Origin of the sequence: Kribbella sp. NPDC026596, from assembly GCF_040638415.1 — a bacterium.
In the GTDB taxonomy this organism is placed as follows: Bacteria; Actinomycetota; Actinomycetes; order Propionibacteriales; family Kribbellaceae; genus Kribbella.
In genome coordinates this window covers 84,742-104,681 of sequence record NZ_JBEZYF010000002.1, presented here as the reverse complement: position 1 = coordinate 104,681, position 19,940 = coordinate 84,742, and the positions used below count along the sequence as shown (strand labels likewise).

The following is a 19,940-nucleotide window of genomic DNA, read 5'->3' as shown; positions in this document are numbered from 1 at the left end:
TCACACCCGCGTCCGGCCCCGACTCTCAGGTCTCCCCGCCCCCAGGTCAAGACCTCACCGGTTCCGGAACTAGAGCGCTCTCACGGGAGCCATATGAGCCCGCGGCCCGGAGCAATACCGGAACCGCACAAGCTCCGCCCCCGTGATCCTGACCTCACCAAGCTCGGTCCTCCGGTGACCAGCCACCCAGCCGATCAGCTTCTCGGGGTGCGTGACGGAGGTCGTGAAGTGCAGCAGATTCAGGTACCAGATATCGCGACGCCCGTGCGGCCGCTCGAACCACCCATCCGGCCCGAGTTCGGTGGTGAGCCGATCCATGAAGTCGTCCGCGCTCGCGTCGAGCGGGACCGCGCAGGCCATCACGCTGCCGGGAGTGAGGGTGAGCCCGGTGACGCGGAAGCGGGTCGGGCCGGGGGCGGCACGTTCGATCGCGGCACGGTAGCGCTGGATCGCAGCATCGTCGGGCGGGATGACTTCGCGGTAGCCCTCGAGGGCGCGGACGGTGAGGTGGGCCGATCCAGGCTGACCCGTTTCCCAGTGCCCAGGCCCGGCAAGGGCCGCGGCCTCGCTGGTGAGGGTGTCGAGCCGCCGGCTGAGGGGGCTGTCCAGTGGTGGAGGGAGTATGACGCTGACGGGCCAGCGGCCGCCTTCCTGGGGGAGTGAGTCGCGCTGGTGGCGGCCGGTGGTGATGAGCGTGACGGCGGTGTCGAATAGTTGGTCGAACTTGGGCAAAGGTCCCTCCGGGGTGTCGGTCGGGTACGACGTCTGCGGGGCGGAAGGAGTTGGGTTAGATCTGGACAGTGGGGGGTTGGTGGGTGAGGGTGAGGGCTGGGCCGCGGGTCGGCGGGGTTCTTGGGGGCGGCTTCGTGATGCCTGCGTTCTCTAGGGAGGAACTGTGAGAAAGCTGGCCTGTCTACTAAGTGGTGTGGCGTTGATCGTCCCGATGGCGATCGTCGCCGCTGTCCAACCCGCTACGGCAGCACCCGCTGCCGCCGCGGCCGAGCCGTCCAAGATCCCGACCCTGCTGCGGCAGACTGCCGAGCTGGCCAAGGCCTCCGCGGCGGCCAAGGCAGGTGCAGTCGATCCACAGGCCCGCTCGCTGGGTGTCGGCGCCAGTGGCCGGATCGGCGTCCAGGTGTACGCCGCGGCACCGGTGACCGCGGCGCAGGAGGCGGACCTGTCGAGGCTCGGCGTGTCCGTCCTGACGAACTCGGCCGACTTCAAGGCGATCCCCGGTGCGGCTCTGCCGAGCACCGGCCTGGTGTCCGTCTCGGTCCCGTACGACAAACTTGACGCTGTTGCCGCACTTGGTTGGGTGGCTGCCTTGCGGCCGTCGCTGCGGCCGGCAGTCGACGTCGGCCCGATCACGGCCGAGGGCGTCCAGGTGCACAAGGCCGACAAGGCCCAGGCCCGCGGCCTGACCGGTCGTGGTCAGAAGGTCGGCGCGATCTCCGGCGACGTCGACCACCTGGCCGACTCGATCGCCCAGGGTGAGCTGCCCAAGAACGTTCAGGTCCTGAGCCAAGCCGACTACGAGGATGACGAAGGCACCGCGATGCTGGAGATCATCCACGACATGGCACCGGGCGCGAAGCTCGCGTACGCCAGTACGCGCGACACCCTCGCGCAGTACGTCGAGGCCTTCCACGACCTGGCCGCCGCCGGTGTCACGATGATCGCCGAGGACATCGCGTTCGACGACGAGCCGGCGTTCCAGCAGGGCATCGGCGCCGCCACGGCCGAGGGTCTGGCCAAGCACGGCATCTGGGTCAGCTCGTCGGCCGGGAACCTCGGTGGCAGGCACGCGCCACGCGTGACCGCGACCGGAACCGGCAGCGGGCCGGACGGTGTCGTCGGGCCCTTCACCGGTTGCCCGAACGCGCCCGACAACGTGGTGAAGCTGCGCGGCGCGGACACGACGTACGACTTGAACCTGCTGCCCGGCGCGGCGATCCTGCCGACCCTGCAGTGGAGCGAGCCGCGAGCGATCTACCCGACCGCGGGACAAGGCGGCTTCACCGACCTCAACCTGTATCTGATGGACGCCGCCGGTACGACGTGCCTCGCGGCGAGCAACGGAGTTCAGGCCAACGGGGTCGGCGACACGATCGAGCAGTTCATCTACGAGAACACGACCACCGTGGCGCAGCCCGTCAAGCTGGTCGTCGACGTCCAAGGCACTTCGACGGCTCGCAAGGCGCCGATCCTGGATCTGCGCTGGCGTGCGCTGTCGGCCGGCGTACAGACCATCGACCCGCCGGAGCGGGCCGGGTCGATGAACCCGGACTCGAACTACCTGGGCTTCGCGACCAGCGCCGGCGCCGTCAACGCCAGTCTGTCGGTGGACCCGAAGACCATCGCGCTGGAGCCGTTCAGCGCGGCCGGCCCGACCCAGATCATCACCACCACGCGCTGCCCGGGCGGAAAGCCGGGTCCGTGCAAGGGGATCTCCGGTGGGTCGTCACGGAGCTTCCCGGCGCCGTACTGGGCAGCCGCCGACGGCGTCTCCGTGAGTGGAGCCGGCGGGTTCGGGGCCGGCGTCTGTCCGACGGCGGTCCAGGGTGAGTGCCGCTTCTTCGGTACGTCGGCCTCCGCGCCGACCGCTGCCGGCGTGGCAGCGCTGACCAGACAGGAGTTCGGTGGCCGGTTGGCGCCGGTGGCGCTGAACGCGATTCTCGCGCTCCGTGCCGTCGACCGCACCGGTCCGGGCTTCGGCGCGGGCGTGCTCAGCTCGGTGGGGCGTAGGGCCCCGTAGGCGGACACCTGTGGCCCCTGGGTGCATCCGGCGTACGGGTGCACCCAGGGCGCATTAAGAAGTTTCAGTGGTCCGATTGAGAACGAATTCAGTAGTCAGAGTGATAGACCCCGACCGGCGTCGCCGGAAAGGATGTCAGCATGACTACACGTTTCGGGATTTTCGTCCCGCAGGGCTGGAAGATGGATCTGGCGCAGATCGCCGATCCGATAGAGCAGTGGGAAGCGATGACGGACGTCGCCAAGCGGGCCGACGACCAGTCCTGGGACTCGATCTGGCTCTTCGACCACTTCCACACGGTGCCGGAGCCGACTGACAACACCACCTTCGAGTGCTGGAGCGCGACGGCCGCGCTGGCGCGCGACACCTCCCGGGTGAACATCGGCCAGATGGTCGGCTGCAACGGTTACCGCAACCCGGCGCTGTACGCGAAGATCGCGTCCACCGTCGACGTCGCCAGCCACGGCCGCCTGTACGCCGGGATCGGCGCGGGCTGGTACGAGCACGAGTGGAAGGCCTACGGCTACGAGTGGACCGACATCCCGCCGCGGATGGCCGCCTTCCGTGAGGCCACCGAGATCATCTACAAGATGTGGACCGAGGACAAGCCGGTCTACAGCGGCAAGCACTACTCGATCGACGCGCCGATCAACGAGCCGAAGGGTGTCCGCAAGCCGCACCCGAGCTTCTGGATCGGCGGCGGCGGCCCGAAGGTCACGCTGAAGCTGGTCGCGCAGTACGGCGACGCCGCGAACATCGGCGGGGGCAACCCCGAGGTGATCCGGGAGAAGGCCGCGATCCTGCGCGGGCACTGCGAGAAGGTCGGCCGCGACTACGACGAGATCATCAAGTCGACGTCGTTCAACGTGTTCCCGATCGACAAGGGTGACGACCCGACGCGGGCGACCGAGAAGGCCCTCGGCCCGATGGACCGGGAGAAGTTCGACAAGGACAACCTGATCGGCACCGAGGACGAGATCGCCGCAAAGGTCGAGGCCTCCCTCGAAGCCGGCGCCGACTACATCATCTTCTACGTGCCTGGCGTGGCCTACGACCTGGACCTGGTGGACCGGGTAGAGCAGGTAGCCAAGCGCTTCGCGTGATGGCTGGTATCGGTCATGGCGGGTGTTTGACAACTCCAGTGGTGGACCGGGGCTGAGGGCAACTGTCAGGCTCCCGACGATGGCCTCGCGTGGGTCGGGGCATCGGGAGGTGTCCGCCTGTGTTTGCCCGATCGTCCCGGCTCGCGAGGAGCCTGCTCGCCGCGGTGGTCGTCAGTTCCCTGCTGCTGACGACCACCGCGACGGCGAATGCCGACGGCCCCGGCGGCACAGTCGCCAAGCCGACCCCAGGCGCGAGTACGCGGCTGATCACCCTGGTCACCGGTGATGTCGCCGAGCTGACCGCGAGTTCGAACGGGCAGGTCTCCGCCCGGCTGACCAGCGACGAGCCGTACTACTTCGGCAGCTTCGACGGCGAGCTCAGCCTGGTACCTGCCAAGGCCTACCCGCTGCTCACCGAGGGCCGTCTGGACAAGCGGCTCTTCAACCTCACCGAGCTCGTCGCGCAGGGGTACGACGACGCGAGAACCGACCGGCTGCCCCTCCTCCTCACCGCGCCGGCGACCCTGCGCAGCACCCCTTCCACCCCAGCGGCCGCGACACTGCGCCGTACCCTCCCCAGCGTCGACAGCAGCGCGGTCACCGTGCAGAAGTCCGACGCCAAGTCCTTCTGGGACAGCATCAGCGGCCCAACCACCTTCAAGACCGGCCAGGTCACCAAGATCTGGCTCGACGGCCGCACCCACGCGACCCTCGACCAGTCCACGGAACAGATCGGTGCCCCGACTGCGTGGAAGGCCGGGTACGACGGCCATGGCGTCAAGGTGGCCGTCCTCGACACCGGGTACGACGCCGGCCACCCCGACCTCGCCAAGCAGGTCGTCGCGTCCGAGAGCTTCGTCCCTGACCAGGCGGTCCAGGACCTGCACGGCCACGGCACCCACACCGCGTCGATCGTCGCGGGCCTCGGTACGGCGTCCGGCGGCAAGCGCAAGGGTGTCGCACCGGGCGCGGAACTGCTGATCGGCAAGGTGCTCGACAACAGTGGCGGTGGCTACGACTCCGAGGCGATCGCCGGCATGGAGTGGGCGGTCCAGCAGGGCGCGAAGGTCATCAGCATGAGCCTCGGCGGCTGGCCGACCGACGGCACCGACCCGATGAGCCAGGCCGTCGACGAGCTGTCGAAGTCCAGCGGCGCCCTGTTCGTCGTCGCCGCCGGTAACGCCGGCGACGAGGAAACCGTTGGTTCTCCTGGTACGGCGTCCGAGGCGCTGACCGTGGGCGCGGTGGACCGCGACGACAAGCTGGCGAACTTCTCCAGCCGCGGCCCGCGCCTCGGCGACGGCGCGATGAAGCCCGAGGTGACGGCGCCCGGCGTGGAGATCGCGGCCGCCCGGGCCGCCGGCACTGAGCAGGGGCACGTGCTCAGCCAGTACTACACCGCGATGAGCGGCACCTCGATGGCCACTCCGCACGTCGCCGGTGCCGCCGCGATCCTCGCCCAGCGTCACCCGGACTGGACCGGCCCGCAGTTGAAGGCCGCCCTGGCCGCGACGGCGGTTCCGGCCAAGGACGCGCGGCCGGACCAGCAAGGCCTCGGCCGGGTCGACATCCCCAGCGCACTCGACCCGAAGGTTCTGCCGGACACCGCGAACCTGTTCTTCGGTGACCTGTCGTGGACCGGAGCGACCGCGCCCGCCCCGGTCACCCGCACGGTTGCCTACCGCAACAACTCGAACCGGCCGGTGACCCTCGACCTGACCGTCGGCGCCCAGTCACCCGCGACGGTGAAGGCGTCCCTCACCGTCAAGCCCGCCCGTCTGACCATCCCGGCCAACGGTACGGCGTCCGCCACGGTCACTCTCGATCTCGCCAAGACCCAGCCGGCCAAGTACTCCGGCATCCTCACCGCCCGGACCGGAAACCAGTCGTTCCGGACCGGGCTCGGGTTCGCGGCCGGCGGCCGGCTGAACCAGGTGACCGTGAAGGCGATCGGCCGGGACGGTCAGCCGGCCACCGCGGCGGCCGGCGCGAGCGGCGTGCAACTGTGGAACCAGGACACCGGCGCCGTGGACGGGATTGCGTTCGACGACACCGGCAGCCGGACTCTCGACATACCGACCGGGCGTTACAGCGTGATGGCGTACGCGATGGGCGGCGACGAGGCCGGCTGGGGGAACTCGGTCACCTTGCTCGGCGACCCGGACGAGTGGATCGACGGCGATCGGACGTACACCTTCGACGCTCGCAAGGCGCACAAGGTGACGGTGAAGACGCCACGGCGGGCCGACCTGCAGAGCATCGGGATCGCCTGGCACCGCAAGGTCGGCGATCGGGACGCGGTCTCCGGCTGGGGATTCGACGAGCGGGTCAGCGACAACGTCTACGTGCAGGACTTCGGAAAGGTTGCCAACGGCACCTTCCAGGTCGTGCAGCGCTGGGACCTCGCGGAGCCGATGCTGACCGTCGACGTCAATGGCGTGGGTGGCAGCTTCCGCCTGCCGACCCCCGCCCAGGGCGACTTCCGGAAGGTGTACGTCGGGACCGAGAAGCTCCCGCTCTACAACGGCGGCGACGGGACGGCGGGCGAGCTGGCCGGCGCCAAGGACAAGGTCGCGCTGATCCGGTTCCGCTCGAACGACGACACGCAGGCGCAGGTCGAGGCGGCCAAGGACGCTGGCGCCAAGGCGGCCTTCATGTACAACGAGGCGCCCGGCTTCTGGTCGAGCATGGTCAGCGAAGACTTCCCGTTCTACATGCTCCGGGCGGAGCAGGGGAGGCAGCTGCTCGACCTGCTGGCGAATGGCCCGGTCTCCCTGCAGCTGAACGGTTTGCTCGACAGCACCTACCGGTACGACCTGGTCGTCGGACCGTCGACGGTGAAGGGACCGCTCACGTACGACTTCGCGAAGCTGCGGCCGGCTGTGGTGACCACGGACTTCCAGCGCAACGACGCCTGGTACCTGCACACCGACCAGCGGGTCGCCCACCTGCCGGGAATCCCCGTCGGGCTGACGTCGACGCGGTCCGTGACCGGACCGGTCACCCGCACCGACTACCTGGCCACGGACCTCAACGGCGTCACCTGGGACGAGAAGACGCGCGCGGGGGAGTGGAACGAGTCCGGCTTCGAGAACACGCTCCCTCGCGGCTACCGCCCGAACGAGAAGGTCACCCGCGACTGGTGGGCGCCTTTGATGCGCCCGGCCGTGCCGGAAGCGTCAGGTGACGAAGCGCAGGGCTGGCCGCCGGCTCGCTTCGAGAACGCGCTACGGATCGCGATCCCGCAGTACGTGAACGGCGACCGGACCATCTACGGCTGGGGCGACCGGGGTGACGTGACCAGCCTCAAGCTCAGCAGCAACGGGGTCGAACTCGGCAGCAAGGACTGGTCGGTCGCGCAGTTCGCGGTGCCGGCGAAGGCGGCCTGGTACGACCTCACGCTCGACCAGAAGCGTGGTCCGAACAGCTGGGCGACCACGTCGACTGCGACGCACACCGAGTGGCACTTCCTGTCCAAGCCGGCGAAGAGTCGGGCCGTGCTGCCATTGGTCCAGGTCGACTACAGGCACTCCGACGGCTGGCTCGAGCTGACGCCGGCGTACCAGCCCGGCGTCCATGGGCTCCCGATCTTCCGCACCACGGCGGAGATCTCGTACGACGGGAAGACCTGGCAGCGACTCGCGTTGCGGGGACTCGGCGGGACCGTCCGCGCGCAACTGCCTCCCGCTCCGGGCGATGCGTCGTACGCGAGCATCCGGGTGACGGCGACGGACCTGATCGGCAACAAGGTCAGCCAGCGCATCGAGCGGGCCTGGCCGGTGAACTGAACGTTAAAAAGGCGACGCCACGAAGCCGGGGGGGTGTGCTCCGTGGCGTCGCCGGAGGCGCGCCAAGGGAGGGGTGGGGGCAGGCGCGCCGGTCTTGGAAGGGTCAGTTCCCGAGGATGCCTCCACCGAGAACGCCCAGCAGTCCGAGCAGGGACAACAGGTTGCGGATGACCTGGTCGACGGCCTTCGCGCCGCCGGTCTGGTAGGCCGTCACGCACTTCTGCAGCTGGTCCTGGGTCGGCTTGGTGATCGTCACCTTCGTCAGCTCGGACTGGCAGTACTGCGTCGCCTTGGTCAGCTCGCCCACCGTGCTGCCGACGGTGCCGACGATCAGGCCGGCCGCCGTCTGCAGGGTGGCGAGACCCGGCGCGGGCGGCTTCGTCGTGGTCGGCGGGGTGGTCGGGACCGTGGTCGGCGGCTTGGTCGTCGGCGGCTTGGTGGTCTGGTCGTCCGTCGGCTTCGTCGTGGTCGGCGGCCGCTTGGTCGGGTCGGTCGTCGGCTTGCCGCCCTGATCGTCCGTCGTCGTCGGCCGGACCGTCGGATACCTCTCCTGGTCGGTCGCCTGCGGCAGGTTGTCGTCCGCCGGGGCGTCGATGCCCGGGTCGCCGACCTGGTCACCGGCCCGGTCGACACCCTGCTCGTCGTCCTCGGTCCCGTTGCCGACCGCGATCCAGCTGCCACCGGCATACGCCTTGGCGATGCTCACCACGAGGTCGACGTACTGCTGGGAGTGGTTGTAGCGCAGGACGGCCGAGTTCAGATCGCTCGCCTTGGAGAGGTCGGTCTTGCCGGAGCACAGGTAGACCGCGGTGGACATGGCCGCATCGTCGATGTCCTGCGGGTTCCGCACGCCGTCGCCGTCACCGTCGACGCCCATGGACCGCCAGGTGCCCGGGATGAACTGCATCGGGCCGACCGCGCGGTCGAATGCCCCGTCACCGTCGAACGCGCCCGCGTCGGTGTCGGAGATCTTGGCCGTGTGTACGCCGTCCAGCCGCGGGCCGTAGATGCCCGGTACGGCGACGCCCTGTGAGTTCAGCGCGTTGCCGCCGAAGCGGCCGTGGTTCGACTCGACGCGCCCGATCGCGGCCACGAGGGTCCAGGGCAGGTGACAGGCCGGGTCCACCTGGGCCAGCACCTGCTGGGCTCGTGAGTACGCCTTCAGGGCCGCGTTCGGGATCCCGTTGCGCGACAGGCCGGAGACGACCTGGGTCGGCTGCTCACCCGGATCGACACCGTGGCCGACGACACCCGGCACCGGCACGTTGGCCGGCTCGGCGATCGGCTGCCTGGGCACGACGACCGGACTCTTCCCGGACAGACCCTGCTCCAGCGACGCCGTGGCGAGGGCCGGATCGTCCGTGGCACTGACGGTGAACGCGCTCGCGAACAACGCCAACGGGATGAGCGGCGCCACCTGACGCCACCCGCCACTCGTAGCGCGACGCTTGCCCTTCGCCATCGATGATCCCCTCCGTGACTCATCGACCTGCCCAGCCCCACGCTGTGGACACGTCAGTTCGCCCGCTAAGGGCTGCTGTCTCGGTTGCCGTCGTTACTGGTCTAACGTCCGCCCCGTGCGTGGGTTACGCGCCGGACTCAGACGGTATACGTGCGGTGACCGGGTACCCATACTGGCGCGTAACAACACCCCTTGTGAACCCCCGGCGGCGCAATTCTGCCTGCCCGCCCACCTGACCGGCGGGCCGGTCGGGGAGAATGGCGGCCGTGCCCGACCACACAGAACAATCCGCCGCGCTCTTCGCCAGGGCGTCCGCAGTCACCCCGGGCGGGGTCAACTCTCCCGTCCGCGCGTTCCGCGCCGTAGGCGGCGTGCCGCGCTTCATGGCATCGGGTGACCGATGTCACATCACCGACGTCGACGGCAACCGCTACCTCGACCTGGTCTGCTCCTGGGGCCCGATGCTGCTCGGCCACGCCCACCCCGAGGTGATCGCCGCCGTCCAGGCCGCGGTCGCCCGCGGTACGTCGTACGGGACGCCGACCGAGACCGAAGTATTGCTCGGTGAGGAGATCGTCGCCCGCACCCCGGTGGACAAGGTCCGGCTGGTCTCGTCCGGCACCGAGGCGACCATGTCCGCGCTCCGGCTGGCCCGCGGCTTCACCGGCCGGGCCAAGATCGTCAAGTTCGCGGGCTGCTACCACGGACATGTGGACGCACTGCTGGCCCAGGCCGGTTCCGGCGTCATCACCCTGGGCATCCCCGGTACGCCGGGGGTCACCGAGGCGACCACCGCCGACACGATCGTGCTGCCGTACAACGATCAGGCCGCCGTGTCCGCCGCCTTCGCCGAGTACGGCGACCAGATCGCGGCCGTCATCACCGAGGCCTCGCCGGGCAACATGGGCGTCGTACCGCCGCGCGACAACTTCAACGCCTTCCTGGCCCGGATCTGCACCGAGAACGGCGCTCTGTTCATCTCCGACGAGGTGATGACCGGCTTCCGGATCACCCGCTCCGGTTGGTACGGCGTCGACGGCGTCCAGCCGGATCTGATGACGTTCGGCAAGGTGATGGGCGGCGGCTTCCCGGCTGCGGCGTTCGGCGGCCGGGCCGACATCATGGCTCACCTCGCGCCCGAGGGTTCGGTGTACCAAGCCGGGACTCTGTCCGGGAACCCGATCGCCACGACGGCCGGTCTGACCACGTTGCGGCTGGCAACCGACGAGGTCTACGCCCGGCTGGACGAGACCTCGGCCACCATCCAGCGCCTCGTCGGCACCGCGCTGGACAAGGAAGGTGTGCCGCACGTCATCCAGGCGGCCGGGAACCTCTTCAGTGTCTTCTTCGTGGAGTCCTCGGAGGGACCTGCCGAAATCCGGGACTTCAGCGGAGCCAACGCCCAGGTGCTGCCCCGGTTCGCCGCGTTCTTCCATGCAATGCTGGACGCTGGCGTCTACCTGCCGCCGAGTGCGTTCGAAGCCTGGTTCGTCAGCAGCACCATCGACGATGACGCGCTGGCCGAGTTGGAGTCCGCCCTCGCCCCGGCCGCCCGTGCGGCAGCCGCAGTACAGATCTGAAGGGAACGGCAGCGGTGACCGAAACGACGGTCGTGCACCTGATGCGTCACGGCGAGGTGCACAACCCGACCGGTGTGCTCTACGGCCGGATCCCCGACTTCCATCTGTCCGAGCTCGGCCGCGCGATGGCAGAACGGGTCGCGGAGCACGTCAAGGGCCGCGACATCGTGCACCTGGTCAGCTCGCCGCTCGAGCGGGCCCAGGAGACGATGGAGCCGATCGCCAAGGTGTTCGGGCTGACCCCGGACATCGACGAGCGGGTGATCGAGGCGGCGAACCTGTTCGAGGGCAAGAAGTTCGGTGTCGGCGACGGCGCACTGCGTAATCCGAGCGCCTGGTGGCTGCTGCGCAACCCGCTCAAGCCGTCCTGGGGTGAGCCGTACCAGCAGCTCGTCCGGCGGATGCGGGACGCGATCGAGACCGCCCGGCAGAAGGCCGCCGGGCACGAGGCGCTGATCGTGTCGCACCAGTTGCCGATCTGGATCGTCCGGTCCGCGATCGAGGGCCGCCGGCTGCCGCACGATCCGCGCAAGCGGCAGTGCAGCCTGGCCAGCTTGACCTCGTTCACCTTCCACGGCGATCAGATCGTTTCGGTCGGCTACTCGGAGCCCGCAAAAGACATGCTGCCGGTCAAGAACCCGAAGAAGTTCGTGGGCGGCGCGTGATGCGTCGGACAGCTGCCCTGGTAGCCGGACTGATGCTCGCGGTGACCGCGTGTTCGTCCGGTCAGCAGGCAGCGCAGAACCGGCAGGGCCAGGCGGGATTCGTGAGCGGCACCGGCAACGTGTCGGTGTTCGCCCCCGCCGATCGCAAGCAGGCGCCCGCTCTGTCCGGTACGACGCTGGACGGCAAGGCCTGGACGCTGTCCGACCAGGTCGGCAAGGTCGTCGTACTGAATGTGTGGGGTTCGTGGTGCCCGCCCTGCCGTAAGGAAGCGCCGGACCTCGTTGCCGCGGCCAAGGAGCTCGGTCCGTCGGTCCAGTTCATCGGCCTGAACACGCGTGACCTCGACCCTGCTCCGGCGAAGAAGTTCGTCCAGGAGTTCGGCGTGAAGTACCCGAGCATCTACGACCCGAACGGCAAGGCATTGCTGCGGTTCCGCGGTCAGATCTCGCCGAAGGCGATCCCGACGACGCTGGTGATCGACAAGACCGGCAAGGTCGCGTCCCGGGTGGTCGGCGAGGTTTCCAAGGAGACCTTGCTCGGCATGGTGAAGGATGCCGGTTGAGCTGATGGGTCAGTGGTTCGCCGACTCGATGACGGGGTCGATGCTGGTGGCGTTGCCGATCGCGGTGCTGGCCGGCGCGATCTCGTTCTTCTCGCCCTGCGTCGTTCCGTTGCTGCCGGGCTACCTGTCGTACGTCACCGGACTGTCCGCGGCCGAGCTCGACTCGGCCAAGCGCGGCCGGATGCTGGCCGGGACGGCCTTGTTCGTCGCCGGGTTCTCCGCCGTGTTCATCCTGACCGGGGTGGTGTTCGGCAAGGCCGGTGACCTGCTGATCGATCACCAGACCGCGATCACGCGGGTGCTCGGCGCGCTGACCGTCGTACTCGGGCTGGTCTTCCTCGGCGGGTTCGGGTTCCTGCAGAAGGACGTGCGGGTGCATCGGGTGCCGGCCGTCGGGATCGCGGCGGCCCCGCTGCTCGGCGTACTGTTCGGATTCGGGTGGACTCCGTGCATCGGTCCGACGCTCGGGACCGTGATGACGCTGGCCACGACCGAGGGCAGCACCGCGCGGGGTGCGACGCTGGCGCTGGTGTTCAGCCTCGGGCTGGGCATTCCGTTCATCGTGGCGGCGCTGGCGTTCCGGCGGATGCTGGCCGCGGTGGCGTGGGTCCGGCGGCACCAGTTGCTGGTGATCCGGATCGGCGGCGTACTGATGATCGCGGTGGGGCTACTGCTGCTGACGGGAGTGTGGGATGCGATGACCGCGGATCTGCGGCAGTGGGTCGCCAACTTCGGGTCGGCGGTGTGAGATGACCGAGCTCAAGGACCGCATCGGCGCCGCCTCCGGCCCCGGCGAACCGTCCGAACCGCCGGCGATGGGCCTGGTCGGCTGGCTGCGCTGGACCTGGCGGCAGCTCACCTCGATGAAGACCGCGCTGGTGCTGCTGTTCCTGCTCGCGCTCGGTGCGGTGCCGGGTTCGCTCGTCCCGCAGACGCCGATCGACCCGATCAAGGTGTCCGACTTCCTCGAGGCGCACAAGAAGCTCGGGCCGATCTACGACAAGCTCGGCCTGTTCGACGTCTACAAGTCGGCCTGGTTCTCGGCCATCTACCTACTGCTGTTCATTTCGCTGATCGGCTGCGTCGTCCCGCGGCTCAGCGTGTACTTCAAAGCCGTCCGGGCCCGGCCGCCGAAGCCGCCGCGCAACCTCAACCGGTTGCCCGGGTACGCGCGCTTCACCATCGACGAGCCCGGTGACGTGCTGGCGGTGGCGACCCGCGAGCTCAAGCGCCGGCGCTTCCGGGTCCAGACGTACGACGGGGCTGTCGGGGCGGAGCGTGGTTACCTGCGCGAAGCGGGCAACCTGTTGTTCCACTTCTCGCTGATCCTGGCGCTGATCGGGGTCGCGTGGGGTTCGCTGTTCGGCTATCGCGGCACCGTTCTGGTTGTCGTGGGCAACGGTTTCTCCAACACGGTGGCGCAGTACGACGACTTCACGCCGGGGCGGGCGTTCAGCGGTGACGAGGATCTGCCGCCGTTCTCGCTGACGGTGAAGGACTTCCAGGTGAAGTTCCAGGAGGACGGGCCGCAGCGCGGCGCGGCGCGGGAGTTCAAGGCGCAGCTGTCGTACCAGGAGACGCCGGACTCCCCGGAGAAGTCGTACGAGCTGCAGGTCAACCACCCGCTCAAGCTCGACGGCAGTAGCCTCTACCTGCTCGGCCACGGCTACGCGCCGCGGGTGACGGTGAAGGACGGCCAGGGGAACGTGGCGTTCTCCGGGCCGGCGCCGTTCCTCCCGCAGGACGGCAACTTCTCGTCGTTCGGCGTGATCAAGGCGCCGGACGCGCGGCCGATGACGCTCGGCTTCGAGGGCTTCTTCCTGCCGACCGCGGTGATCGACCAGCGCGGTCCGGTCTCGGTGTTCCCCGACGACCTGAACCCGATGCTCGTGATGACCGGGTACTACGGACGCCCGCAGCCGGAGACCGGGAAGCCGGAGTCGGTGTACCAGCTGGACAAGTCGAAGCTGACCCAGTTCCAGAAGAACGGTGACAAGCTGCGGTTCCAGCTCGCGCCGGGGCAGAGCATGGCGCTGCCGGACAAGGCCGGGTCGATCACCTTCAACGGTTACAGCCGCTGGGTGAAGCTCCAGGTCAGCCATACACCCGGGACGAACCTCGCGCTGGCGGGCATCCTGCTGGCGATCCTCGGGCTGATGGGCTCGCTGTTCATCCATCCGCGCCGTACCTGGGTGCGGGTCCGGACCGAGGACGGGCGTACCGTGGTCGAGGTCGCGGGTCTGGACCGCGGACCCGAGCGCGGCCTCGGCGACGAGATCCAGGCCATCACCAAGAGTTTGCAGCCCGCTCGATCGAAAACCCAGGAGCAGCCATGAGCCCGGAGACCTACGCGCAAGTCTCCAACCTGCTGATCCCGACCGCGACCGTCATCTACGCCCTGGCGATGGTCTCCCACGCCATGGAATGGGCGCTCGGCCGCGCCGCGGTGGCGAAGACGGACGCGACGGAAGGGGCGCGGGAAGAGGCCCCGGCCGAGCTCCTCGTCGCCTCGGCGGCGTCCGCCGCGACCTCGACGGACCACGCCGGCACCGGCTCGGCCGGCTCTGCCGGTGAGAGCGGCGCCTCGGCGTCGTCCGCCGTCTCCTCCACCCCCGACTCCAGCGGCGCCGAAGGCGCCGCCTCGGAGCGGATGGAGGCTGCTAGCCGGATCGGGTTGTTGCTGACCTGGTTGGCGTTCGTGCTGCACCTGGGTGGTGTCGTGACCCGCGGGCTGGCGGCGGGGCGGGTGCCGTGGGGCAACATGTACGAGTTCTCGATCACCGCCTCGCTGGCGGTCGCGATCGTCTACCTGATCTTCGTGCAGCGGTACAAGCTGCAGTGGCTGGGTCTCGGCGTGACGCTGGTGGTCGCCGCCGTACTCGGCCTTGCGACGCTGGCGCTCTACACCCCGGCCGGGCCGCTCGTGCCGGCGCTGCACTCGTACTGGCTCGTCATCCACGTGTCCTCGGCCGCGATCTCCGGTGGTGCGTTCACCGTCGGCGGCCTGGTGTCGGTGCTGTACCTGGTCAAGGCCCGCGCCGAACGCAAGGTTCTCGCCGGTGGCTCGATGTCGGCGTCACTGCGCCGGCTGCCGAGTGCGGAGGCGATGGACGGTACGGCGTACAAGGTGCTGGCGTTCGCGTTCCCGCTGTGGACGTTCGGGGTGCTGGTGGCCGGTCCGATCTGGGCCGAGTACGCCTGGGGCCGGTACTGGGGCTGGGACCCCAAGGAGGTCTGGTCGCTGGTGACCTGGGTGGTGTACGCCGCCTACCTGCACGCGCGGGCGACCGCGGGCTGGCGGGGCCGCCGGGCCGCGACGATCGCGATCGTCGGCTGGTTCGTGTTCATCTTCAATTTCGTCGGAGTAAACCTGTTGGTCTCCGGTCTGCACTCCTACGCTGGGGTGTGAGATGAAGGAATTCGCCATCTACACCGGCTTGCGGGCGGGGTTGTTCGCCGTCTGCCTGGCCGTGCTGTGGGTCGCCCTGCACACCTGGCTGAATCTGTTCCCGTTGTTGCTGCTGGCCCTGATCCTCTCCTCGATCCTCTCCATCTTCGTGCTCCGCGCCGCCCGCGACCGCTTGGCCGGCAAGATCGAGCACCGCGCCGAGAAGATCTCGCACCGGATCGAGCAGGCCCGCACCGCCGAAGACGACGACTGACGGGCAGTCGCCCGGTCCGTCCGCTCGCCCGATCGGGCAGCCACGCCTGAGAACGCCGTACCAGTGGTTCACTGGTACGGAGAGTGACCTATGCCACTCCGGAATTCCCGGAAAAATCGTTTGTGCACCTCTTCACACGAGTCGTAGAGTGATGGATGAAACGAAACGGTTTCGTTCTATCGTGACTTGATACTTACGCAGGGTGATGATGGTGGTGGACACAGCCGGGGTGCGGCAGCGGCCGCGGGTCGAGGGTGGTCGCGAAGAGGAGATCCTCGATGCGACCGTCGCGGTAGTGGCCGAGCTGGGCTATGACCGGCTGACCATGGACGCGGTGGCGACGGCGGCGAAGGCCAGTAAGGCGACGCTGTACCGGCGCTGGACCACCAAGGCCGAGCTGGTCGTCGACGCGATCAGCAGGGCCAAGGGCTGCCCGATCCCGGAGGACGTCGACACCGGCAGCCTGCGGGGCGACCTGATCTCGATGTCGTGTGGTGACGGCGGCTTCACCGACGAACTGCCGATGTCGGTGATCGCCGGTCTGCTCACCGCCCTGCACCGCGACCCGGAGCTGCAGAAGGCGTTCCAGGAGCGCTTCCTCGCGCCCCGGCAGCACGTGGTCGCCACGGTCTACGCCCGGGCCGTCGAGCGCGGCGAGATCGCGCCGGACGTCGACGTCGAGCTGCTCTCGGTGACGCTGCCCGCGGTCATCATCCACCACGCCTACATCCTCGGCGTCGAGCCGACGGATGACCTGATCCTCCGAGTGATCGACAACGTGATCCTGCCTGCGGCGCGGGGGTCGCAGGTGAGCTGACCGGCGAGGGGCCGGTCCGCGACGAAGCAAGACAGTCTGCCCAAGAGGGGAAGTTTCTTATGTCCGAAGAAGTCATCAAGGCCGATCCGCCAGACGATCGGCCGGTCGACTCGGTGACCGAGGCCGAGAACGGCCATGGCCACCGCAATCTAGGCATCGCGCTCGCACTGATCTGCATGGCGCAGCTGATGGTGGTGCTGGACGGCACCATCGTCAACATCGCCCTGCCGCACATCAAGGACGACCTGGGCTTCAGCAACGCGTCGCTGCCGTGGGTGGTCAACGCCTACGCGCTGGCGTTCGGCGGCCTGCTGCTGCTCGGCGGGCGGATCGGGGACATCCTCGGCCGTCGCAAGGTGTTCGTCTTCGGCGTCGTGCTGTTCGGCGTGGCGTCGTTCGTCGGCGGTATCGCCCAGAGCGAGGAAGTCCTGCTTGTCAGCCGGATCCTGCAGGGCGTCGCGGCCGCGGCGGCTGCGCCGAACGCGCTCGCGCTGATCACCACCACCTTCCCGGCCGGCAAGGAGCGCAACCGCGCGATGGGCGTGTACGCCGCCATGTCCGGTGCCGGCGCGGCCGTCGGCCTGATCCTCGGTGGCGCGCTGACCGAGGCGTCCTGGCGCTGGACCTTCTTCATCAACACGCCGATCGGCCTGATCGTGGCGGTACTGGCGTTCCGGTATCTGGGCGAGTCGGCCCGGCAGACCGGCAAGTTCGACCTGCCCGGTGCGATCACCGGGACGCTGGGTCTGACCTCGCTGGTCTACGGCCTGACCCACGCGGCCTCCAACGGCTGGGGTGACGCGGCCACGCTGACCTACATCCTCGGCGGTCTGGCCCTGATCGGGATCTTCCTCGGCATCGAGGCCCGGTCGCGGCACGCACTGCTGCCGTTCCGGATCCTCGCGAACCGGACCCGTGGGGTCAGCTTCTTCGTGATGCTGATCGTCGGTGCGGCGATGTTCTCGATGTTCTACTTCCTGGGCATCTTCGTGCAGAGCATCATGGGCTACAGCGCGATCAAGACCGGCCTTGCGTTCCTGCCGTTCAGCTTCGGCATCGTGGCCGCGGCCCAGGTCGCGTCCACGCTGGTGGCCCGGATCGATCCGCGCTGGATCGCCGGTGCCGGTGGTGTGCTGGTGGCGGGCGGCATGTTCGGGTTCAGCCAGCTCGAGGTCGACTCGACGTACTGGACCCACCTGCTGCCGTACATCCTGGTGCTGTCGTTCGGCATGGGCCTGATCTTCGTGCCGATGACGCTGACGGCGGTCAGCGGAGTCGCGAACGAGGACTCCGGTGTCGGATCCGCCGTACTGAACACAGTCCAGCAGATCGGTGGTGCGATCGGCCTGGCGCTGCTTGGCACGATCTCCACCAACGCGATCACTGACAAGTTCAACGAGCTGGCTCCGGGTCTGCAGAAGGCCGCCGAGGCCGGGCAGTCGCCGGACCAGATCAAGCAGTTGCAGGGTCAGTTCACGGCGCTGGCGACGACGCACGGCTTCACCCGGGCGTTCACCTGGTCTGCCTTCCTGGCGCTGGGCGCGGCGGTGATCACCTTGATCGGCCTGTCGATCAAGCACAAGGATCTGGCCGCGGACAACGCGAACGGACCCGTCCACGTGGGCTGATGCTCCGAATGCCCGAAGGGCCCGCTTCCCGGGAGGGGGGAAGCGGGCCCTTCGTCTGTCCGCTCAGAGCTGCTTGCGCATCACGAGTTCACGCCGTACGCCGTCCGGCATCAGGTCACCGAGTTCGTCGGTGTCGGTGAAACCGTTGCGGAGATAGAGGTTGTGGGCGGGGTCGTTGCCATCCGCAACCGAAAGCTTCAGGATCGTCGCGCCCGTGCCACGGGCCCAGGTCTCGACCGAGGTCATCAAGGCGTTGCCGATGCCCCGGCCGCGGCCCGCCGGAGCGATCCACATCGAGACTAGTTCGGTGACTCCCGGCTCGTCGGCACGCAGTCCGCCGGCCATGCCGACCGGCGTACCGTCCAGCGACGCGATCACCTGGTAGGCGCCAGGCACGCTGAGCCGCTCACGCCAGCGTTGCTCGGGTGCGTCCACCCAGTCCACGAGCTGGGAGCCGAACGCGTACGGCGCTTCCTCGAGCGCGGCCAGCCGCAGTTCCCGCCAGGCCTTCCAGTCGTTCGGCCCGGCGTCCCGCAGGTCGATCACCGCGGGGGGAACTTGGACGAGACCCAGTCGCGGACGCCGCCCAGGCCGTCGCTGAGGTCGCGGACGAACTTGGCCAGCGGGTCCTGGGAGCGGGCGAAGGCGTCGGAGTACGACTTGGCTGCGTTCTTCGCCTCCTGGGACATGGACGCGGTGGCGTCGTCCTGGCGCTTCGGGTAGTCGCCGGAGACGATCGTCGTGTACTCGCCGTCGTTCACCCAGCGCCGCAGCTCGTGTGCGCGGATCACGGCCATCGGGTGCGTCTGCGCCTCGAGCAGCAGCAGCTTCAGCACGCTGTCGCGCAGGTCGCCGGCGCTCTCGTACTCCGTTCCCTGGGCGAGGAAGGCCGTGGTGTCGAGCTCGGCGAGCTGACCGCCGCTGGCCAGCTTCATCTGCACGCGGAGCGCGACCGCCGGGTCCTGGACCGCGAGCAGGCCGGCCCGATCGCCGGACAGCTCGGCCTTGCGGGACCACTCGTGCAGCGCCGCGATGATCGCGCGGATGCCCAGCGCGCCGATCGGCATCCAGTTGATCGCACCGGTCAGCCGCATCAGCCACAGCAGCAGCGACTGGTAGAGCGCGTGTCCGCTCTGCGCGTGGCCGAGCTCGTGACCGAGGATGAACCGCAGCTCCTCCTCGTCCAGGCCCTGCACCAGGGCGCTGTTCACCACGATGAACGGCCTGTCCATGCCGATCGTGACGGCGTTCCAGATCGGGCTGTTGATCACGTACAACTCGGGCAGCTTCCGGACGTCGAGCGTCGTACCCGCCTCGGTGAAGAGCCGGTGCACGTCCGGGAACTGCCGCTCGTCGACCCGGATCGCCCCGCCGAGGAACTGCAGCCGGAAGGCCCGCTCGTTGATCATCCCGGACATCTTCCGCAGGACGTAGTCGAACCCCTTCAGCTGCCGCAGGGCGACCAGCGCACCGCGATCCGCCGGGTGCTCCCACGCCCGCGAACTGATGTCGGTCAGCGTGACCCGCTGGCGCGTCGGCCGGTCGTCGTTCTCGCTCATCGCTCCCCCTGCCCAGTCGTCATGTCCTCCCAACCTAGCTCGCGCCCGGGTCGCCGGACTTTGGGATTGAGCATCCAGGCGAGCAGAAGCGGAAGCGGCCAGCTGAGCGGGACCGACCACCACCGCAGGTGCAGGTAGAGGAAGGCCACCACGCTCCCCAGTGTGAGCCCCGTGCCCCACAGCCAGTACCAGAAAGCGTTCCACCCGGGGTGCTGCACGCCGCGCCGGTGCCCGACCGCCGCGAGCGCGGTGGTGGCGGGGAGAGCGGTCAGTACGCCGAAGCCCACGACGAGCACGACGATCAGCACGATCTCACCGGTGGAGAAGTGCGGCACGAACCCCAGGGGAACCATGCGTC

The 19,940-nt window shown here is 68.9% G+C and carries 17 protein-coding genes; 12 read left to right on the top strand and 5 right to left on the bottom strand.

The features are described 5' to 3' along the window. Nucleotides 1-69: 69 nt before the first annotated feature. The gene (locus tag AB0E63_RS02050) at nucleotides 70-732 is read right to left on the bottom strand and encodes a hypothetical protein (protein WP_360359891.1); all 663 of its coding nucleotides are present in this window, start codon (nucleotides 730-732) and stop codon (nucleotides 70-72) included. Nucleotides 733-925: 193 nt separating this feature from the next. On the opposite strand from AB0E63_RS02050, the gene AB0E63_RS02045 reads away from it, so the two are divergent. From AB0E63_RS02045 to AB0E63_RS02035, 3 genes are all read left to right on the top strand, one after another. Next, the gene (locus AB0E63_RS02045) at nucleotides 926-2,755 is read left to right on the top strand and encodes a hypothetical protein (protein WP_360359888.1); all 1,830 of its coding nucleotides are present in this window, start codon (nucleotides 926-928) and stop codon (nucleotides 2,753-2,755) included. 140 nt (nucleotides 2,756-2,895) lie between these two features. After that, entirely contained in the window at nucleotides 2,896-3,858 is a 963-nt protein-coding gene (locus AB0E63_RS02040; RefSeq protein ID WP_360359885.1) for an LLM class F420-dependent oxidoreductase, read from the top strand. 119 nt (nucleotides 3,859-3,977) lie between these two features. After that, nucleotides 3,978-7,646, top strand: a complete 3,669-nt coding sequence (locus AB0E63_RS02035; protein ID WP_360359882.1) for a S8 family peptidase — start codon at nucleotides 3,978-3,980, stop codon at nucleotides 7,644-7,646. 103 nt (nucleotides 7,647-7,749) lie between these two features. Here AB0E63_RS02035 and AB0E63_RS02030 read toward each other — a convergent pair whose 3' ends face one another. Beyond that, entirely contained in the window at nucleotides 7,750-9,108 is a 1,359-nt protein-coding gene (locus tag AB0E63_RS02030; RefSeq protein WP_360359880.1) for a lytic murein transglycosylase, read from the bottom strand. A 257-nt stretch (nucleotides 9,109-9,365) separates the two neighbouring features. Between AB0E63_RS02030 and hemL the strand changes: the two genes are divergently transcribed. From hemL to AB0E63_RS01985, 9 genes are all read left to right on the top strand, one after another. Further along, entirely contained in the window at nucleotides 9,366-10,688 is a 1,323-nt protein-coding gene (gene hemL, locus AB0E63_RS02025) for a glutamate-1-semialdehyde 2,1-aminomutase (RefSeq protein WP_360359877.1), read from the top strand. Nucleotides 10,689-10,729: 41 nt separating this feature from the next. Beyond that, entirely contained in the window at nucleotides 10,730-11,353 is a 624-nt protein-coding gene (locus AB0E63_RS02020; RefSeq protein ID WP_360360309.1) for a histidine phosphatase family protein, read from the top strand. Next, nucleotides 11,353-11,916, top strand: a complete 564-nt coding sequence (locus AB0E63_RS02015) for a TlpA disulfide reductase family protein (protein WP_360359874.1) — start codon at nucleotides 11,353-11,355, stop codon at nucleotides 11,914-11,916. Before AB0E63_RS02020 ends, AB0E63_RS02015 begins: the two co-directional genes overlap by 1 nt. A gap of 4 nt (nucleotides 11,917-11,920) precedes the next feature. Next, nucleotides 11,921-12,664 carry a cytochrome c biogenesis protein CcdA gene (locus AB0E63_RS02010; protein ID WP_360360306.1) on the top strand — a complete coding sequence of 248 codons (744 nt, stop codon included), beginning with the start codon at nucleotides 11,921-11,923 and terminating at the stop codon, nucleotides 12,662-12,664. Nucleotide 12,665: 1 nt separating this feature from the next. Continuing rightward, complete coding sequence (locus AB0E63_RS02005; RefSeq protein ID WP_360359872.1) at nucleotides 12,666-14,252, top strand: cytochrome c biogenesis protein ResB; 1,587 nt, start codon at nucleotides 12,666-12,668, stop codon at nucleotides 14,250-14,252. Next, nucleotides 14,249-15,325: a c-type cytochrome biogenesis protein CcsB gene (gene ccsB / locus AB0E63_RS02000; RefSeq protein WP_360359870.1), complete on the top strand. Its 1,077-nt coding sequence runs from the start codon at nucleotides 14,249-14,251 to the stop codon at nucleotides 15,323-15,325. The genes AB0E63_RS02005 and ccsB overlap by 4 nt, the downstream gene beginning before the upstream one ends. Nucleotide 15,326: 1 nt before the next feature. Continuing rightward, a complete protein-coding gene (locus AB0E63_RS01995; RefSeq protein WP_360359867.1) occupies nucleotides 15,327-15,578 on the top strand; it encodes a DUF4229 domain-containing protein in 252 nt (83 codons plus the stop codon). 211 nt (nucleotides 15,579-15,789) lie between these two features. Then, entirely contained in the window at nucleotides 15,790-16,395 is a 606-nt protein-coding gene (locus AB0E63_RS01990; RefSeq protein ID WP_360359864.1) for a TetR-like C-terminal domain-containing protein, read from the top strand. Between the two features lie 59 nt (nucleotides 16,396-16,454). Next, nucleotides 16,455-18,023, top strand: a complete 1,569-nt coding sequence (locus tag AB0E63_RS01985; protein ID WP_360359861.1) for an MFS transporter — start codon at nucleotides 16,455-16,457, stop codon at nucleotides 18,021-18,023. A 63-nt stretch (nucleotides 18,024-18,086) separates the two neighbouring features. Here the strand turns inward: AB0E63_RS01985 and AB0E63_RS01980 are convergent, their stop codons facing one another. From AB0E63_RS01980 to AB0E63_RS01970, 3 genes are read right to left on the bottom strand one after another with little or no spacing between them, the layout of a single operon-like run. Next, on the bottom strand, nucleotides 18,087-18,569 hold the full coding sequence (locus AB0E63_RS01980) for a GNAT family N-acetyltransferase (RefSeq protein ID WP_360359854.1): 483 nt from the start codon (nucleotides 18,567-18,569) through the stop codon (nucleotides 18,087-18,089). Continuing rightward, nucleotides 18,566-19,582, bottom strand: coding sequence for a M48 family metallopeptidase (locus AB0E63_RS01975; RefSeq protein ID WP_360359851.1), 1,017 nt, complete (start codon nucleotides 19,580-19,582; stop codon nucleotides 18,566-18,568). Before AB0E63_RS01975 ends, AB0E63_RS01980 begins: the two co-directional genes overlap by 4 nt. Then, the gene (locus tag AB0E63_RS01970; RefSeq protein ID WP_360359848.1) at nucleotides 19,579-19,935 is read right to left on the bottom strand and encodes a hypothetical protein; all 357 of its coding nucleotides are present in this window, start codon (nucleotides 19,933-19,935) and stop codon (nucleotides 19,579-19,581) included. Before AB0E63_RS01970 ends, AB0E63_RS01975 begins: the two co-directional genes overlap by 4 nt. Nucleotides 19,936-19,940 lie beyond the last annotated feature (5 nt).

Bases quoted from the DNA above. Each gene is read 5' to 3' on its own strand.
- AB0E63_RS02040 (WP_360359885.1), top strand. From the start codon at position 2,896: ATGACTACACGTTTCGGGATTTTCGTCCCGCAGGGCTGGAAGATGGAT.
- AB0E63_RS02030 (WP_360359880.1), bottom strand. From the start codon at position 9,108: ATGGCGAAGGGCAAGCGTCGCGCTACGAGTGGCGGGTGGCGTCAGGTG.
- hemL (WP_360359877.1), top strand. From the start codon at position 9,366: ATGGCGGCCGTGCCCGACCACACAGAACAATCCGCCGCGCTCTTCGCC.
- AB0E63_RS02020 (WP_360360309.1), top strand. From the start codon at position 10,730: ATGCGTCACGGCGAGGTGCACAACCCGACCGGTGTGCTCTACGGCCGG.
- AB0E63_RS02015 (WP_360359874.1), top strand. From the start codon at position 11,353: ATGCGTCGGACAGCTGCCCTGGTAGCCGGACTGATGCTCGCGGTGACC.
- AB0E63_RS02010 (WP_360360306.1), top strand. From the start codon at position 11,921: ATGGGTCAGTGGTTCGCCGACTCGATGACGGGGTCGATGCTGGTGGCG.
- AB0E63_RS02005 (WP_360359872.1), top strand. From the start codon at position 12,666: ATGACCGAGCTCAAGGACCGCATCGGCGCCGCCTCCGGCCCCGGCGAA.
- ccsB (WP_360359870.1), top strand. From the start codon at position 14,249: ATGAGCCCGGAGACCTACGCGCAAGTCTCCAACCTGCTGATCCCGACC.
- AB0E63_RS01995 (WP_360359867.1), top strand. From the start codon at position 15,327: ATGAAGGAATTCGCCATCTACACCGGCTTGCGGGCGGGGTTGTTCGCC.
- AB0E63_RS01985 (WP_360359861.1), top strand. From the start codon at position 16,455: ATGTCCGAAGAAGTCATCAAGGCCGATCCGCCAGACGATCGGCCGGTC.
- AB0E63_RS01975 (WP_360359851.1), bottom strand. From the start codon at position 19,582: ATGAGCGAGAACGACGACCGGCCGACGCGCCAGCGGGTCACGCTGACC.
- AB0E63_RS01970 (WP_360359848.1), bottom strand. From the start codon at position 19,935: ATGGTTCCCCTGGGGTTCGTGCCGCACTTCTCCACCGGTGAGATCGTG.